This window comes from Nocardioides sp. REDSEA-S30_B4 (genome assembly GCF_001627265.1).
GTDB lineage: Bacteria > Actinomycetota > Actinomycetes > Propionibacteriales > Nocardioidaceae > Nocardioides.
Genome location: NZ_LUPI01000098.1, coordinates 39,006 through 53,979 on the forward strand (window position 1 = coordinate 39,006; position 14,974 = coordinate 53,979).

Genomic DNA, 14,974 nt, shown 5'->3' on the forward strand with positions numbered 1-14,974 from the left:
CTGCATCCGGTAATGGAGATTCCGGAGCCCGTTGCGACGGCAGCGGCCCGGAACTGAGCGAGCGTGGGTCCGTTCACGGATGGTCCGTATCGGCGATGCGGGACTGCGGATTCGCCGCCTACCTCAGGCGGCAAAGAGCAGGTAAAGGCCACCTGAGGTGAAGGCGACCATGGCCATGAGTAGAGGCAGTTGCCCGAGGATCTGGTGACGAGGGGGCAGCAGTGCGACGGATCGGTCGTGAGACGCGATGGCTGCTACCACGTGGCCGACCACGACCGCTCCCACCTTGATGTTGGCGAGCAGGGTCGGGTGGTAGCTCAGCCAGTAGTTCACTTGCCAATCGCCGGTGCCGAGGTAGTCGGCACCGGTGGTGAGCGGGTCGCTCGCCTTGATCAGGGTGTCCTGGCCGACCTCGAACCAGTAGGACGCGTAGTGGGCCACGATGTACCCGAGGATGATCGGCACGATCGAGTGAGCGAGCATGGCCGGCAGGTCCCGACGACGCAGGTCGGGACCGGTCATGGTCGCCGCGGCGGCACCGGCGAACACGAGGGCTGGTGCGGCGCTGAAGACGAGCAGAGCGAGGGAGTCAGCGATGGTCGAGCCGTTCTCGAGGCCCGCGACGAGCTCGTTGGTCTGAGAAAAGCGCACCCAGAACGGGGAGTCCTTGAAGGAGTCGAACGCGGTGCTGCCGAACAGCACCGAGACGACCGCAAGCAGACCGGCCGTCGGGACCACGGTGCTGAGGTTCGCCAGCGGGGACCGCACCACGATCCTGCCCTCGTGGGTCCCCCAGACTGAGAGCTTGCCGATCAGGGTGGAGTAGACCTCGAACGGGTCGGCCTTCTCGTAGAACCCGTTGCCAAAGATCGCGCCGCCGAGCAGCATCACAGCGACGTACACCGCGCACCACAGCCGCACGGGGCCGAGCTCGGTGGAGTAGGGATAGACCAGCTCGAGCCACACGAAGGCGAACAGCCCCAGGGAAGCTGGCCAGTGGCCGAGTCGCGCCGGGTAGGCCAGCAGTCCCACGTCGGGGTCGGACCCAGAGATCTTCGAGAAGGCGAGGTTGATTGTGCGAACCGGGCTGATCGCCTTCCACACCGGGCCGAGCAGGGCGGAGGCGAAGACCAGGCCGATCCACCACCAGACGTAGAAGATGCCGAAGAACGGGTTGGTCAGCAGGTCCTCACCGAGCACCGCGGCAGCCGCGGAGTACAGAAAGACCACCATCCCTAGGACACGCGCCGCGACGGCGAAGCCGCGTGAGGTCAGGACACCATCCATCCAGTGAGGCACCCGACGGCCGGCCACCGGTCCGTCCGGATTCCCGTCGTACCGCGGTGTCCGCCACGCCAGCGCGAGCACCGAGAACGAGATGATCAGCGCCGCGACGGCACCGGTGATGGCGAGCTGGGGCGAGATGGGAAGGTCCTTGGCGCCGCCGATGCCGTGCATCGGCAGGGGAAGGGGGATCACGTGGCGTCCGATCGGTCGAGGGGCATAGCAGGAGGGGAACCGGCATGTGTGGGTGGGAGGCGGCGGCGGCGGCGGCGGCGGCGGCATGCTCGCCGGTCCTGGGCGAAGGTGACCAGCAGTGCCATCGAGATAATGATCCACGTCAACCGCAACGGTGCGGCGCCGAGTCGGACTGCCCACGTCTGCGACGTGTTGAGAGGCACGTCGAGGACGACCGATCCCGCTACACGCACCGGAAGCCGCTCGAGGACCGACCCGTCAGGTGCGATCGCCCCTGAGATGCCGTTGACCGAGGACACCACGACACTGCGGCCGAGCTCGAGGGCCCGCGCCCTGGACACCTGCCACTGCTGCTCGAGCTGGGCGGTGCCGAGGAACATCGCGTTGCTGGTCTGGACGCTGACCAGGTCCCCGCCCCGGGCCACCTGTCGACGCAGCACGTCGTCGTAGGCGACGTCGAAGCACAGGGCGGTCGCGACACTGAAGGAGCCGACCCCGATCTGCTCGGGATCCCCGCCGGGCAGCATGTCCCGGGGGATGGCGGCCACCCTCGAGGACAACCGCTCGGCCAGCGGCCTCAGGGGGACGTACTCCCCGAAGGGCACCAGCCGCTGCTTCGTGTAGCGCGCCCGCACTCCCCCGTCGTCCCAGAGCAGCGACTGGTTGAGGGCGTAGCGCGCGTCGGGTGCATCTACGACGGCTCCCAGGAGCAGCGGCACCCCGGCTGCCTCCACAGCCGCTCGCGCCGCCTGGCCGGCGACCACGTCGGTCGTCGGGTCGACAGCCATGGCATTCTCGGGCCACACCACCAGGTCGGGCGCAGGACGCCCGGTGTCCGAGGCCGCGAGCTGCCTCGTCTGCCCGACCAGCACCTCGGTGAGGGCCCGGTGATTCGCCACGACTTCCCGGCCGGAACCCGGCAGCTCCCCCTGCACGATGGCGATCCTGGCCACCGGCCCGGTCGCCTGGTTCGGCGTCACCAGGACCCCACCTGCCATGGCCGGGACCGCCACCAGCGCCACCACTGCTGCTGCGGGGACCAGCCCGCGCAGGCTGCGCCGCGTCGCGTGCTCCACCACCGAAGCGATGAGGCACCCGAGCAGCGCGACCACAGTTCCTGTGGCGGCGACCCCGATGACCGCCACCCAGGCGGACCAGGGCGCATCGACGGCGGAGTACCCGAGCCTTCCCCACGGGACCCCGCCCCAGGGAACTGCCGCCCGTGCCGACTCGGCCGCCGTGAAGACGCCGGCGGCCCACAGCTGCCACCCGTGGAGTCGACGCACGCGCACCATCGCCACACCGGCCAAGGCGCCCCACACGCTCTGCGCAGCGACCATCGCGGCCCAGGCAAAGGGGGAGATGGCCTCGGCCAACCACCACAGCGTCATCCCGAGGAAGACCGCGGCGTGGGCGGCACCGAGGAGTGCCGCTCTGGCGGCTGAGGCCTCACGCAGCGCCAGGACCAGCATCGCCAGGCCCACCGGTGCCAGCCACGGCAGATCGAAGGGCGGAAAGCCGAGCGCCGTCGTGGCTCCGCCGGCAGCGGCGGTCAGGATGATGGGGCGTTCCCCAGCCACTCGGGCACCACTTTCGTCATGGCCTACTATCGCCGATAGTATGAACCACGTGAGGTCGTCCCCCGTCACCGCCGAGTCGGACCAGGGCCCCCGTGCGGCGACGCCACCGGATCGCGGGACCCCGGAGCCCGCTCGGGTCTCGATGGGCTGGGGCCGCTGGGCCTGGCGGCGACTGACTTCCATGCGCACCGCCGTCGTCCTGCTGATCCTCCTGGCGGTCGCGGCGGTGCCGGGTTCGCTGCTCCCGCAGCGTGGCGTGGCGAGCGACCCCGCGGCTGTCGCGCTGTTCTACCGCGACAACCCCAACCTCGCTCCGTGGTTGGACCGGCTGTACCTCTTCGACGTGTACGCGGCCCCGTGGTTCGCCGCCGTGTACCTGCTGCTGCTGGTCTCCATGACCGGGTGCGTCCTTCCTCGATGTGCCTGCCTGTGGCGCGAGGTCACGGCGCAGCCGCCCGCGGCCCCCCGCAGGCTGGAGCGCGAGGACGCTCACGCTCGCCTCACGGTCGAGGAGGCCTCGGCCTCCCTGACGGCTGCCGCCGCGCACCTGCGGTCTCGGCGCTTCCGGGTGGTGGAGACCGACGGCGAGGTCCGCGCCGAGAAGGGCCACGTCCGGGAGCTCGGGAACCTCGCCTTCCACCTGTCGCTCCTGGTCCTCCTCGTCGGGGTGGCCGGCGGTCGATTGTTCGGCTACGAAGGGCGCGTGGCTGTCGTCGAGGGCTCGACGTTCACCAACATCGCGTCCTCCTACGACGCCCTGACCCGCGCCCCCCTGGCCGATCCCGCGGACCTGGAACCTCTCGAGTTCACCCTGCGCAGCTTCGATGCACAGTTCGAGACCAGCGGACCACGGCTGGGAGAGCCCCGTTCGTTCACGGCGATCCTGGACTGGGTGACGTCCGACGGCGCGGGAACCACCGAGGTGCGACCGAACCAGCCCTTCGACGCCAACGGGACCAAGTTCTTCCTCACCGGTCACGGGTACGCCCCGCAGATCACGGTCCGCGACGGCCGCGGTGACGTGGCCGCATCCGGTCCTGTCATCTTCCTTCCGCAGGATCAGGCGTTCACCTCCGACGGGGTCGTGAAGGTACCCGACGCTCGACCGACCCCCGTGGCACTGGAGGGTCTCTTCCTGCCGACCGCGGCCCGAGGGGCGGACGGGATCGACGTGTCGGCATACCCCGGCCTGGTGAATCCGGCGCTCCTGCTCACCGCCTACTCCGGTGACCTCGGACTGGATGACGGCGGGGCTCAGTCGGTCTACACGCTCGACCTGGACGGGCTGGTCGAGGTCACGGGGGACGACGGGGACCGATGGCGGGCCACGATCGCCCCTGGCGAGACCGTCCGACTGCCCGACGGCCTGGGGACGGTCACCTTCGACGGCGTGACCCGCTTCGCCAACTTCCAGGTGGCCCGAGACCCGGGCAAGGAGATCTCGCTCGTGGCGGCGCTGCTCCTGCTCATGGGCCTGAGCGTCTCGCTCGGCGTGCCGCGGCGGCGCGTCTGGGTCCGCCGCGTCGACGACGCCACGGTCGAGGGCGGGTGGCGCCACCTCGGGCGTCGTCGCTGCGCCGACAGCGACTCGGCGGCCCTGACCGCCGCGCTCGAGCACGATCCCGACAACCACCCGGAGAGCGCGACGTGATGCAAGCAGACGAGATGGCACTCTGGTCGGACCGACTGGTCCTCGCCTCGCTGGCTGCCCTGTCCGCCTGTCTGGTGACCTATGCCGTGGCCGCGGCCCTCGCCGCACGGTCCGCTGGCCGTGCACCGGCGCCCATACTCGTGGGCGGTCCCGAGGCCCTCACCGCGAGCCCCGCGCCCGTCACGTCGGGCGACAGGGCAAATGCCCTGCGCCCCGCGGGCACGTGGCTCATGGCTTCGGGTGCTGTGCTCCTCGTGGCAGCCGTGGTCGCACGGGGTCTCGCGGCCAGCAGGGTCCCCTGGGGCAACATGTACGAGTTCGGCCTCACCGCCTCCGCGGCGGTCGCCGTCACCTTCCTCGTGGTCCGTCGCGGTCGCCGGGTCGATGTCGTGGCCCCCTGGGTCGCGGCATTGGTGCTCGTCCTGCTCGGCGTCTCGGTCACCTCCCTCTACACCCCGGTCGACGACCTGGTGCCTGTGCTCGACTCCACCTGGCTCGTGGTCCACGTCGCCGCAGCAATCGTGGCGGGTGCGCTCTTCACCGTGGGGGCGTTGGCGACGCTGGCCCAGATGGTGCTCTCACGCGGTGGTCGCGAGGGGCGCGGGAGCTCCGAGCTCGGCGACCTCGCGCACACCGTCCACCTGGTCGCCTTCCCCATCTGGACCTTTGCCGTGATCGCCGGGGCCGTGTGGGCCGAGAACGCCTGGGGTCGCTACTGGGGGTGGGACCCGAAGGAGACCTGGGCTTTCATCACGTGGGTGCTGTACGCCGCTCATCTGCACGCCCTGGCCACCGGCGGGTGGCGACGTCGGGCCGGGTGGCTCGCCGTGGCCGGGTTCGCGGCCTTCCTCTTCAACTTCTTCGGAGTGAACATCTGGATCCCAGGCCTGCACTCCTACGCGGGGGTGTGACGTCGCATGGGCCAAGACCTCGTCTCGACCCTCGTCATCGGTGCCTTCACGCTGGGGTCGACGCTCGCCATCCTCTACCTCATCGCACGGGGCCGGTTATGACGCGGCGACTCCTCCTCATAGCCACCCTGATCCTCCTGTCCTGGCCGACTCCGCCCGCATCGGCGCACACCGACCTGGTGTCGATCACCCCTGCTGAGGGCAGCCGGGTCCTAGGCGGCTGGCCACCGGAGGTCGTGCTGGCCTTCACCGAGGCCATCGACCCGACGCTCAGCGCCGTCTCGGTCTCGGTCGACGGCCAGGACGGCACCCGGGTCCCTCTCGGGCTTGGCCTCCGCAGCACCGAGGTCGTAGGGGACCTGCGTGCCCTCAAGCCTGTCGATCCCACGACGGACCACCGAGTCCGGATCAGCTACCGCGTGACGTCGGCTGACGGACACCCCGTCGCCGGGACCTCGACCTTCACCATCGCGCCCGACGCAGGCTCGCCTCCGACACCGGGTGCCGCTGAGACAACCACCCCCGAAGCCGCTCCGGTGACTCCGACGCCCCCCTCCCGGACAGCCCCCGCCTCCGATGGGGCGTCCGCAACCGGCCTGGGCACCGGCGCCTGGGTCGCCGCCGGCCTGGTCGCACTGGTCCTGCTCTCCGCCGTCGTCTCCTCGCGCACCGGGCGATCCGAGAGCCGAGCCACCGACGGGAAGGCCGAGCAGTGACCCGGGCCGGGACGCGGTTGCTCGCGTTCGCGGGATGGTGGGTCGCGGTCACCCTGCTGGTGGCGTGGGCGACCGGCGCGCTCGCCCCACTCGGCATCGCAGGGCTGCCCGAGCCAGGGCCGGTCACGAGGATCGGACTACCTGTCGTGCAGGCCCTTCGTGACATGGCTGCGCTGCTCACCGTCGGCCTCCTGGTCGTCGCGGCCACGTGCCTGGCACCCGAGCCAGGCTCGTCGGAGCGCAGCGTGACCGGCGTGCGTCGCCGGGCGGTGCAGCTGGCTCAAGGATCGGCCGCCGCCTGGCTGTCGGGCAACCTCGTGCTGATCGGCCTTGTCTACTCCGACGCCTCAGGGAGCCGGCTCGACGCACCCGGGTTCTGGGAGCAAGCGGCGTTCTTCGCCACCAGCTACGAGCTCGGTCAATACCTCTTGTGGGGGGCCGTGCTTGCCGCCGCCGTGGCCGCCACCTGTGCGCTGGCCTCGAGTGTCGCCTTCCTCGGCGTGGCCGCACTGCTGTCGCTCGCCGGGCTCTGGCCGATGGCGCTCACCGGGCATGCGGCGGGAACGCTGCAGCACATCGACGCAGTCAACCTGCAGATGTTCCACCTCGTCGGCATCGGCGTCTGGGCCGGCGGACTGCTGGCGCTGGTCCTGCTTCGCCCCTACCTGGGCACCGGCGCCGGGGCGCCGATCCGTCACTTCTCCACCCTCGCCACGTGGGGGCTGCTTCTCGTCACGGTCTCCGGTGTCCTCGGCGCAGCGCTACGGCTGCCCTCGCCCGGCGCGATCGTGTCGACGTACGGCGCGCTGCTCGGGCTCAAGCTCGCGGCTGTGGTCGTGCTCGCCGGTCTCGGGCACCGCCAACGACACCGGCTGGCCAGCGAGGCCGATCTGGGCGGGCGCACCCGGTTCTGGAGGGTCCTCGCGCTGGAGGCCGCGATCCTCGTGGGTGCTGCCGGCACGGGCGTGGCGCTGACGCGGACCGCTCCTCCGGCCCCCTCCGGGTCGCCCCGTCCGTTGACCGCCGCCGAGGCGATGCTCGGCTCGTCGCTGCCACCGCCCCTCGACGCCGGGGCGTGGTGGTCCGGCTGGAGCATCGACAGCCTCTTCCTGCCGTTCGGACTCGCGGCCGCCGTCTGGTACGTCCTGGCTGTCCGGAGGCTCGCGACCCGCGGAGTGCGTTGGCCCTGGTGGCGCACGGCGCTGTGGCTGACTGGCTGCGTGCTCTTCCTGTGGGCGACCAACGGGCCTCCCGGGACCTACGGACGGGTCTTGTTCAGCATGCACATGATCCAGCACATGACGATCGCGACCGCTGTGCCTGTCTTCCTAGTGCTCGGGGCACCGGTCACCCTCGCGCTGAGGACCCTGCGCCGGCGCGACGACGGCTCGCGCGGACTTCGGGAGTGGCTGTTGCAGACGGTGCACTCGCTCCCGGCGCAGCTGCTGGGGCACCCGATCGTGGCCTCGGCACTCTTCGTGGTCAGCATGGTCGCGTTCTACTACTCCTCCCTCTTCGAGCTCTCCTTGGAGACCCACACCGGCCACGTGTTGATGACGCTCCACTTCCTGCTCTCGGGGTACCTCTTCGCCGAGTGCCTGGTCGGGATCGATCCCGGGCTCCGCCGCCCGACCTACCCCATCAGGACCCTGTTGGTGATGGTCACCTTCGGCTTCCACGCACTCTTCTCGGTCAGCCTCATGGCCAGCACCCGGGTTCTGGCCGAGGAGTGGTACGCCGCCCTAGGGCGCACCTGGGGCGACTCCCTGGCCGATGACCAGTACCTCGGAGCATCGCTGGGATGGCTGCTCGGGGAATATCCCCTCGCCGTCATCGCCGTCGCCCTTCTGGTCTCCTGGGTCTCCGCGGACCGGCGCGAGAGACGACGCTTCGACCGCAGCGAGGCGCGTGAGGGCGACCGTCAGCTACACGCTTACAACGCCTACCTGGCAGGTCTGTCCGCCAGGACGGATACGATGCAGCCATCCCAGAGCACGGCGGTCCTTGGAACTGCCGAGGAGGCCGATCGATCATGAGACAGCTGGGTCAGCTCGAGGCCGCGGTCATGGACCGGTTGTGGACGTGGGGCCGGCCAGTCTCGGTGCGGGAGGTGCTCGAGGACCTCGTGAGGGAGCGGCCACTCGCCTACACGACCGTCATGACGGTGATGGACAAGCTGCACTCAAAGAAACTCGTCCGACGCGAGAAGCACGGCAAGGCCTACTTGTACGCCGCCATCTCCAGTCGCGAGGAGCACACGGCGATGCTGCTCGACGAGGTCCTCGCTGCGAGTGAGGACCGGTCCGCGGCCCTGCTCCAGCTGCTGGACCGGATGGACCGCTCGGAGGTGGACGAGCTTCGTGCCGCCCTGCTGGACGACGGTACCGACCGGTGACCGCGGCCGTGCTGCTGCTCACCTGGGCGGTCATCGCCGCCACCTGGGGCGGTCGTCTGATCGATCGCGGGTCCTGGCAGTACCTCTCCCCGCGCAACGGCGTCCTTGCCTGGCAGGCCGTCTCCTTCTCGGTCGTGCTCGCCGCCGCCCTGGCGGGAGTCGTCCTCGCTCTGCCCTGGCTACCGCTCGAGGCCTATCTCGCGGACAAGCTCGGTTCCCACTCACCCGTGGTCATCGCGCACTACGAGACCCCGCTCGGGGCATGGCCCGGGATCGTGGGACTGACCGCGGTCGGGATGTTCCTGGGGGCGCTCGGCTTCTCAGTGGTACGCCTGAGCCTGCGTGACAGCGCCCGTCGCCGCCGCCAGCGAGCGCACCTCCAGCTCGTCGGCCATACCCACCCGGACGGGTTCACGATCATCGACACCGACGTACCCCTTGCCTACTGCCTTCCCGGCCGGGCTGGTGCCGTGGTGCTCTCGAGCGCCGCTGTCGACCTCCTGACCGATGCCGAGCGCAGACTGGTGGTCGGACACGAGCATCGACACCTCTCGGCACGCCACCACCTGCCGATCGTCCTGGCCGAGGCGCTGCTGCGCACCTTCCCGGCGGTGCCCCTGTTCCGGCTCGCGGCCGTGCGCGTGCGGGTCCTCGTGGAGATGTCGGCGGACGACAGCGCCAGCACGGCTGCCGAGCGGCGGGACCTGGCCCGCGCCCTGGTCACCATGGGCGCTGGCGCGCGTCCGGAGGTAGCCCTCGGTGCGAGCGACACCGCATCGGTGCAGCGGGTCAGGCGGCTCGCAGCCACCCCGGCACGCAGGTCGTGGACCGGCGTCCTCGTCGCTCCGGCCATCGGCGTGGTGCTCGCCATGCCCATCGCGCTCGCGGCTGCCCCCGGCATCGAGGCCGCGACCCGCGACTGCTGCCGGCTGGACGCCGCAGCGGTCGCCCGTCCCTGACCTGCCCGGACCTCAGCTTCCTCCCACCTCGGCCGGGGACGGCCAGACCGACCGTCGGCACCCCTGCAGCCCGTAGGTCTGTTGCTGCATCACCGGTGCCGGCGATCCCGGCCCCGGACACCGCTGGTGTGGCCGCCCCAGCGCGTGCCCCACCTCGTGATTGACCACGTAGGTGCGATAGCTCGACACTGCGTCGGCGTACCAGGGAACCGCCGAGGCCCAGCGCACCGCATTCAGCACGACCAGCGGGCCGTTGCGACAGGACACGCGCCCCGCTGTGTCGAGCGGAGCGCACAGGGCATCGGTCGTGGCAGGTGTGGCCAGCAGGATGCGTAGACCGGGCCTTGCTTCGACCCGGCGCAGGGTGACTCCCAACCTGCCTCCCCAGCTCCGGGGATCCCTCAACGTGGCCTCGACCTCGCGCGCGACCTCGGCCGGGGTGAAGGGCAGTGGCCGCTCGACCTCGACCGTGTAGGCCACGTCGGCAGAGCCCGGCAGGAGGTCCGGGGCTGCGGCGACCTCGAACTCACCGGAGCCGGCTTCAGGCACCGCTCGCGGCTCCTTCCGCTTCACCACGGCGCCGGGGTGCACGGGCTGGGCCCCCACCAGCCCAGGACCGACCTGCGCGTCGGGTCGACGAGGCTGGTCGACGTCCACGGGTAGCGCACCGCGATCGCTCACGCCGGAGAACAGCGGAGCACCAGCCAGGACACCCCCCGTCGCGAGGACCATGAGCAACAGGCCGGCGCGGGCACTCCGGTACGAACGCGCCGCCCGTCCCGCTCTGTGCCGCGGTCCGTCGGGGTGGGCCCTCAACGATCTCGACCTCACGACCTACCTCGAGGCACCGAGGGCGTCGAGGACCAGGCCGCGCAACGTCGCGGCGTCCACCGGGCCGACGACCCGCGCGGCGACCCGGCCCTGCTCATCGAGCACCACGGTGCTGGGGACCGCCGCCGCGGTCAACGCCCCGTCGAAAGCCAAGATCGCAGTACCGGCGTCGTCCGGATGCACGCTGGGATAGGGGATCTCGAAGGCTCGCTCGAATGCTTGCGCCGACGCCGGGTTGTCACGGACGTTGATCCCCAGGAAGTTCACCCGATCTCCTAGCCGGCGCGCCACCCGGACGAGGTCAGGGGCCTCGGTACGACAGGGTCCGCACCACGATCCCCACACGTTGACGACGCTCACCGTCCCGATCAGGTCGGACTGGTCGAACCGGCGACCGTCGAGCAGCTCCACAGAAAAGTCCCCGAGAACGCGACGTTCCTCCGGTAGGAACTGCTGCACCAGGTCAGTGGACTGACCGCGCCCCCCACCGTCCTCTGCTTGCCGCAACGCCAGGGCCAGCGCCACGGCGCTGACGAGCACGCCAAGGACGGCGAGGAGCACCACGGCTCGACCCCAGCGGTTCACAGCGGCGCCTGCCAGTCGACGATGAGGCCCTGCAGGGAGGCGACCAGCACCGCCCACACCCCTGCGACCTGGAGCACCCCCAGGACCACCATCATGGAGCCGCCTGCCGCGGCGATGCTGCGTGCGTGCCGTCGTACGCCGGTGAAGACCTTCATAGCCGAGCCGACCGTGAAGGCGGCGACCAGGAACGGCAGGCCGAGGCCCAGCGCGTAGGCGAGCGACAGCACCGCGCCTCGCTCGGCTGAAGCAGCCGAGGTCGAGAGCGTGAGGACTGCGGCCAGGGCGGGTCCCATGCACGGGGTCCAGCCCACCGCGAAGACGGCCCCCAGCACGGGAGCGCCTGCCAGGCCCGCGCGGGGCGCGAAGCGCGGGCGGAGGGTGCGGCGCACCCCCGGCACCCTCGCAGCAGCGCCAGCAAAGAGCAGGCCGAGCACGATGGTCACCACGCCCGAGACCCGCCACACCGTCTCCTGGTGCTCCAGGAGCAGGGACCCGAGGGAGCCCAGCGCCACGCCGTAGCTTGTGAACACCAGCGCGAAGCCCGCCACGAAGAATGCCGTGCCCAGCACCAGACGCGCCCTCGGCGGACGCAGGGTCCCGGCCTCGCCGCTCTCCGGACCGAAGCCGGCCATCCCGGCGACGTAGGAGAGGTAGCCCGGCACCAGGGGGAGCGAGCACGGCGTGAAGAAGGAGAGCAGACCGGCCAGCGCGGCCACCGGCAGCGCGAGCACCATGGATCCGTCGAGGATCGCTCCCTGTGCCCCCCCGTTCATTGGGCTTCTCCCTGCATGTCGATCACCCGGTCCAGAAGGACCAGAAGCGGACCAGGACGGCAACCATGACCGCGGCGTACGGCAGGAGGGTCACTAGGCCGTGCCACTCCTGGGCGCGGGCCACCACGGGCGACTCCGCGCCCCAGCGCCCCAGCGCCCCGGAGCGCAGATTGCGCAACGTGACGTACCACGCAATCGGCCACACCACGGCCCAGACGACCATGCAGTACGGGCAGAGCGCGCCGATGCGGTAGAGGCTCTGGAACACCAGCCACCCAACCAGCGCCAGCCCTGTGAGCACCCCGACCTGCAGGCCCTGCCAGAACCAGCGCGCGAGCACGGCACCGCTGAGCAGCGCCATCCCTGTCGTGATCACCACAGGGAAGGCTGCCACGCCGATCACCGGGTTGGGGAAGCCCAGGAGTGCGGCCTGCCACGACTCCATGATCGACCCGCAGCTCAGCACCGGGTTCACGCTGCACGAGGGGATGTACGCCGGGTCGTCGGCCAACCGGAATCGCTCGACGAGCAGCACCGCAGCCGCCACCAGGCCCACCCCGCCACCCGCGGCCAGGCCGAGGCCCAGGCGCTGGTCCCCCGTCACGACGACGCCAGCGCCGCGTCGATCGCGGAGGTGAAGTCCTCGTAGGTCCGCGGCTGCAGCGGCTCGCCGTCGACGTAGAACGTCGGTGTCCCCTGCACCCCGAGCTCCAGGCCGTCGTCGACGTCGCGCTGCACCCGGGCGGCCACCTCATCCGAGGCGTAGTCGGCGTCGTACTGCTGCATGTCGAGGCCGATCTCCTCGGCGAAGCCTCGGAAGAGGTCGTCGTGCGGCACCTGCGCCTCGCCCCACTCGGCCTGGGTCTCGTACATCCACTGGTACATCGCCTCGAGCTCGCCCTGTCGCGCAGCCGACTCCACGGCGCGCGCGGCTCGCTCGGCGTTGAAATGACCCGGCAGCGGGAAATATCGCGCGACGAAGGTGACCTCGCCGGCGTACTCCTGCCGCAGTTGCTCCACGGCCGGGTAGGCGGCGGCGCACGCCTCGCACTCGAAGTCCAAGAACTCCACGACGGCGACTCCGCTGCTGCCCTCCTCCCCGAGGATCCGGCTGTCCTCGCGGACCAGCATCGACTCTTCCGGCGAGCCGGTCGCGACCGGTGCGGGTTGGTCACCTCCGCGGGACTGAACGACCAGCAGCATCGCTACCACCGCGATCGTCACGAGGACGCCGAGCGCGACCGCGGCCTTGTTCTGGTTGGTCATGGGAGTTCCCTTCATGTCTACTATGGACGATAGTAGCCAGTGATCGAACACGGACGAGGGGACGCGTCATGGGAGCCGGGCACGCACACGGACACGCAGGTGCGCGGCACCGCTGGAGGCTCGCGGTCACCTTCGCCATGGTCGCCGCCTTCTTCGTGGTCGAGCTGACCGTCGGAATCCTCACCGGCTCCTTGGCCCTGCTGTCCGACGCCGGTCACATGGCGGCCGACGTGGTCGCCCTAGGCGCGGCCCTGCTGGCCACCGCCATCGCCACCCGTCCAGACCTTTCGGGGCGGCGCACCTACGGCTCGTACCGCGCCGAGGTCCTCGCCTCCGGCTTCACCGTCCTGGTCATGCTCGGGGTCGCCGCCTACATCCTGGTGGAGGCGTGGTCCCGCCGCGGGGAGCCGGTCGAGGTGCAGGCCGGACCCATGCTGGTCGTCGGTGGCCTCGGACTGCTGGTCAACGTTGTCTCCCTCGCGCTTCTCCGGGCCGGCGCTCAGGAGTCGCTCAACGTCAAGGGCGCCTACCTGGAGGTGATGGCCGACGCGCTAGGCAGCGTCGGGGTGCTGGTCGCCGGCGTGCTGGTGCTGACGACCGGGAGCTCCGGCTGGGACGCACTCCTGGCCGTCGCCATTGCCGCCTTCGTCGCTGTGCGCGCGCTCCTGCTCGGGCGCGAGGTCCTGGCCGTGCTAGGACAGCACGCCCCCGCGCAGCTCGACATCGACTCCCTGATCCGCGACCTCGAGTCGCTTCCGGGCGTCCGCGACCTGCACGACCTGCACGTGTGGACACTCACGTCCGGCATGGAGGTCGCCACCGCCCACCTCGTGGTCGAGGCAGGGCCCACGGCCGATGACATCCTCGCGACCGCCCAACGAGTGCTCCAGGAGGACCACGGCATCAGCCACGCCACGCTCCAGGTGGAGGTCGACCCCGACACCGAGTGCCACCGGGCGACGTGGTGACGCGCGTCCACTGACCGGCAGGGCACGCGGCACCCATCTACTAGTACGTGTAGTAGATCGCCTCAGGCGGCCAGACGATCGACCGAATATGGAGTGCGTGGGCCGGACTGGTCCCACGGGTCGTCACCGGCCCCGATCGCGGACGAAGGGACCCCAGTCATGGCCACGAAAGACTCGGCCTCGAGCCCGCCAGACGATGGTGTGGCGAAGACTCCCGGTCGACAGAAGATCACTGCCCTCGTCGTCCTGCTGCTAGCGTCAGCAGGTGGTGGCTACTGGTTCCTGGTTCGTCCCGCACCTGAGCCTGCGGAGCCGGAGCCGGGCGAGGTACTTGCCCTCGAGGCCATCCAGGTCAACCTGGGGGCCGGTCACTACCTCCGCGTCGGCATCGCCCTGCAGATGTCAGCGGAAGTGGTCGAGGAACTAGACGGGAGCAAGGCACTCGATGCCCTGATCAACGTCTACACCGGCGAGAAGGTCGAGGGGCTAGCCGAGCCTTCGCGACGTGAAGAACTCCGCGAGGTCCTGGTCGATCGGGTCGTCGAGCTGTACGAGGACGAGGTGCTTGACGTCTACATCACGGAGTTCGTGACTCAATGACGGACCGCGCCCGGTCGGCTCACAACTCGACCCGACACCGGGTCCCGCGAAGTCGCCCGGGTCGTCGCGCCGGGCAGCCCACGCCGGGTCGCCACGCCCAGCGGGCGCCTAGGCACCCCCAAGACGGCCGCTCCGTCGGCGATGGCCAGGCTGGCCAGCAATCGTCCTTCAGCCGCCGGGGCGGCGATGCGCGCAGCGATCTTTACCGTGGTGCCGCGCCAGACGTCTCTTCGCGGAACGGCGGGGCTGTGGTGAAGCCC

Annotated in this window: 15 protein-coding genes; 8 read left to right on the forward strand and 7 right to left on the reverse strand. The window is 70.5% G+C overall.

Features of this window, described 5'->3' with window-relative positions:
* Window positions 1–123: 123 nt before the first annotated feature.
* Together A6R01_RS16835 and lnt are read right to left on the reverse strand one after the other, a co-directional pair.
* Window positions 124–1,479 (reverse strand): hypothetical protein, encoded by a 1,356-nt coding sequence (locus tag A6R01_RS16835; RefSeq protein ID WP_292608371.1) that lies wholly within the window; start codon window positions 1,477–1,479, stop codon window positions 124–126.
* On the reverse strand, window positions 1,476–3,059 hold the full coding sequence (gene lnt, locus A6R01_RS16840; protein ID WP_292608374.1) for an apolipoprotein N-acyltransferase: 1,584 nt from the start codon (window positions 3,057–3,059) through the stop codon (window positions 1,476–1,478). Before lnt ends, A6R01_RS16835 begins: the two co-directional genes overlap by 4 nt.
* A 49-nt stretch (window positions 3,060–3,108) precedes the next feature.
* On the opposite strand from lnt, the gene A6R01_RS16845 reads away from it, so the two are divergent.
* From A6R01_RS16845 to A6R01_RS16870, 6 genes are all read left to right on the forward strand, one after another.
* A complete protein-coding gene (locus tag A6R01_RS16845; RefSeq protein WP_292608377.1) occupies window positions 3,109–4,710 on the forward strand; it encodes a cytochrome c biogenesis protein ResB in 1,602 nt (533 codons plus the stop codon).
* 254 nt (window positions 4,711–4,964) lie between these two features.
* Window positions 4,965–5,621 carry a cytochrome c biogenesis protein CcsA gene (gene ccsA / locus A6R01_RS16850; RefSeq protein WP_292608380.1) on the forward strand — a complete coding sequence of 219 codons (657 nt, stop codon included), beginning with the start codon at window positions 4,965–4,967 and terminating at the stop codon, window positions 5,619–5,621.
* A gap of 179 nt (window positions 5,622–5,800) precedes the next feature.
* Window positions 5,801–6,337 (forward strand): copper resistance protein CopC, encoded by a 537-nt coding sequence (locus A6R01_RS16855; RefSeq protein WP_292608382.1) that lies wholly within the window; start codon window positions 5,801–5,803, stop codon window positions 6,335–6,337.
* A gap of 146 nt (window positions 6,338–6,483) precedes the next feature.
* On the forward strand, window positions 6,484–8,373 hold the full coding sequence (locus A6R01_RS16860; RefSeq protein WP_292608385.1) for a cytochrome c oxidase assembly protein: 1,890 nt from the start codon (window positions 6,484–6,486) through the stop codon (window positions 8,371–8,373).
* Window positions 8,370–8,732 carry a BlaI/MecI/CopY family transcriptional regulator gene (locus A6R01_RS16865; protein WP_292608388.1) on the forward strand — a complete coding sequence of 121 codons (363 nt, stop codon included), beginning with the start codon at window positions 8,370–8,372 and terminating at the stop codon, window positions 8,730–8,732. Before A6R01_RS16860 ends, A6R01_RS16865 begins: the two co-directional genes overlap by 4 nt.
* The gene (locus tag A6R01_RS16870) at window positions 8,729–9,691 is read left to right on the forward strand and encodes a M56 family metallopeptidase (RefSeq protein WP_179530446.1); all 963 of its coding nucleotides are present in this window, start codon (window positions 8,729–8,731) and stop codon (window positions 9,689–9,691) included. The genes A6R01_RS16865 and A6R01_RS16870 overlap by 4 nt, the downstream gene beginning before the upstream one ends.
* A 12-nt stretch (window positions 9,692–9,703) precedes the next feature.
* On the opposite strand, the gene A6R01_RS16875 is transcribed toward A6R01_RS16870, so the two are convergent.
* From A6R01_RS16875 to A6R01_RS16895, 5 genes are all read right to left on the reverse strand, one after another.
* On the reverse strand, window positions 9,704–10,348 hold the full coding sequence (locus A6R01_RS16875) for a DUF3152 domain-containing protein (protein WP_292608390.1): 645 nt from the start codon (window positions 10,346–10,348) through the stop codon (window positions 9,704–9,706).
* A gap of 177 nt (window positions 10,349–10,525) precedes the next feature.
* Window positions 10,526–11,086, reverse strand: coding sequence for a TlpA disulfide reductase family protein (locus A6R01_RS16880; protein ID WP_292608392.1), 561 nt, complete (start codon window positions 11,084–11,086; stop codon window positions 10,526–10,528).
* A gap of 17 nt (window positions 11,087–11,103) precedes the next feature.
* Entirely contained in the window at window positions 11,104–11,880 is a 777-nt protein-coding gene (locus tag A6R01_RS16885; RefSeq protein WP_292608395.1) for a cytochrome c biogenesis protein CcdA, read from the reverse strand.
* A 22-nt stretch (window positions 11,881–11,902) separates the two neighbouring features.
* Complete coding sequence (locus tag A6R01_RS16890) at window positions 11,903–12,484, reverse strand: vitamin K epoxide reductase family protein (protein ID WP_179530442.1); 582 nt, start codon at window positions 12,482–12,484, stop codon at window positions 11,903–11,905.
* Entirely contained in the window at window positions 12,481–13,146 is a 666-nt protein-coding gene (locus A6R01_RS16895) for a thioredoxin domain-containing protein (RefSeq protein WP_292608398.1), read from the reverse strand. The genes A6R01_RS16890 and A6R01_RS16895 overlap by 4 nt, the downstream gene beginning before the upstream one ends.
* 68 nt (window positions 13,147–13,214) lie before the next feature.
* Here A6R01_RS16895 and A6R01_RS16900 point away from each other — a divergent pair, with 68 nt between their 5' ends.
* Both A6R01_RS16900 and A6R01_RS16905 read left to right on the forward strand, forming a co-directional pair.
* Complete coding sequence (locus A6R01_RS16900) at window positions 13,215–14,114, forward strand: cation diffusion facilitator family transporter (RefSeq protein WP_179530440.1); 900 nt, start codon at window positions 13,215–13,217, stop codon at window positions 14,112–14,114.
* A 159-nt stretch (window positions 14,115–14,273) separates the two neighbouring features.
* Window positions 14,274–14,714, forward strand: coding sequence for a flagellar basal body-associated protein FliL (locus A6R01_RS16905; RefSeq protein WP_292608401.1), 441 nt, complete (start codon window positions 14,274–14,276; stop codon window positions 14,712–14,714).
* The last annotated feature ends 260 nt before the right edge of the window (window positions 14,715–14,974 follow it).

Bases quoted from the DNA above. Each gene is read 5' to 3' on its own strand.
- A6R01_RS16865 (WP_292608388.1), top strand. From the start codon at position 8,370: ATGAGACAGCTGGGTCAGCTCGAGGCCGCGGTCATGGACCGGTTGTGG.
- A6R01_RS16885 (WP_292608395.1), bottom strand. From the start codon at position 11,880: ATGAACGGGGGGGCACAGGGAGCGATCCTCGACGGATCCATGGTGCTC.
- A6R01_RS16895 (WP_292608398.1), bottom strand. From the start codon at position 13,146: ATGACCAACCAGAACAAGGCCGCGGTCGCGCTCGGCGTCCTCGTGACG.
- A6R01_RS16900 (WP_179530440.1), top strand. From the start codon at position 13,215: ATGGGAGCCGGGCACGCACACGGACACGCAGGTGCGCGGCACCGCTGG.
- A6R01_RS16905 (WP_292608401.1), top strand. From the start codon at position 14,274: ATGGCCACGAAAGACTCGGCCTCGAGCCCGCCAGACGATGGTGTGGCG.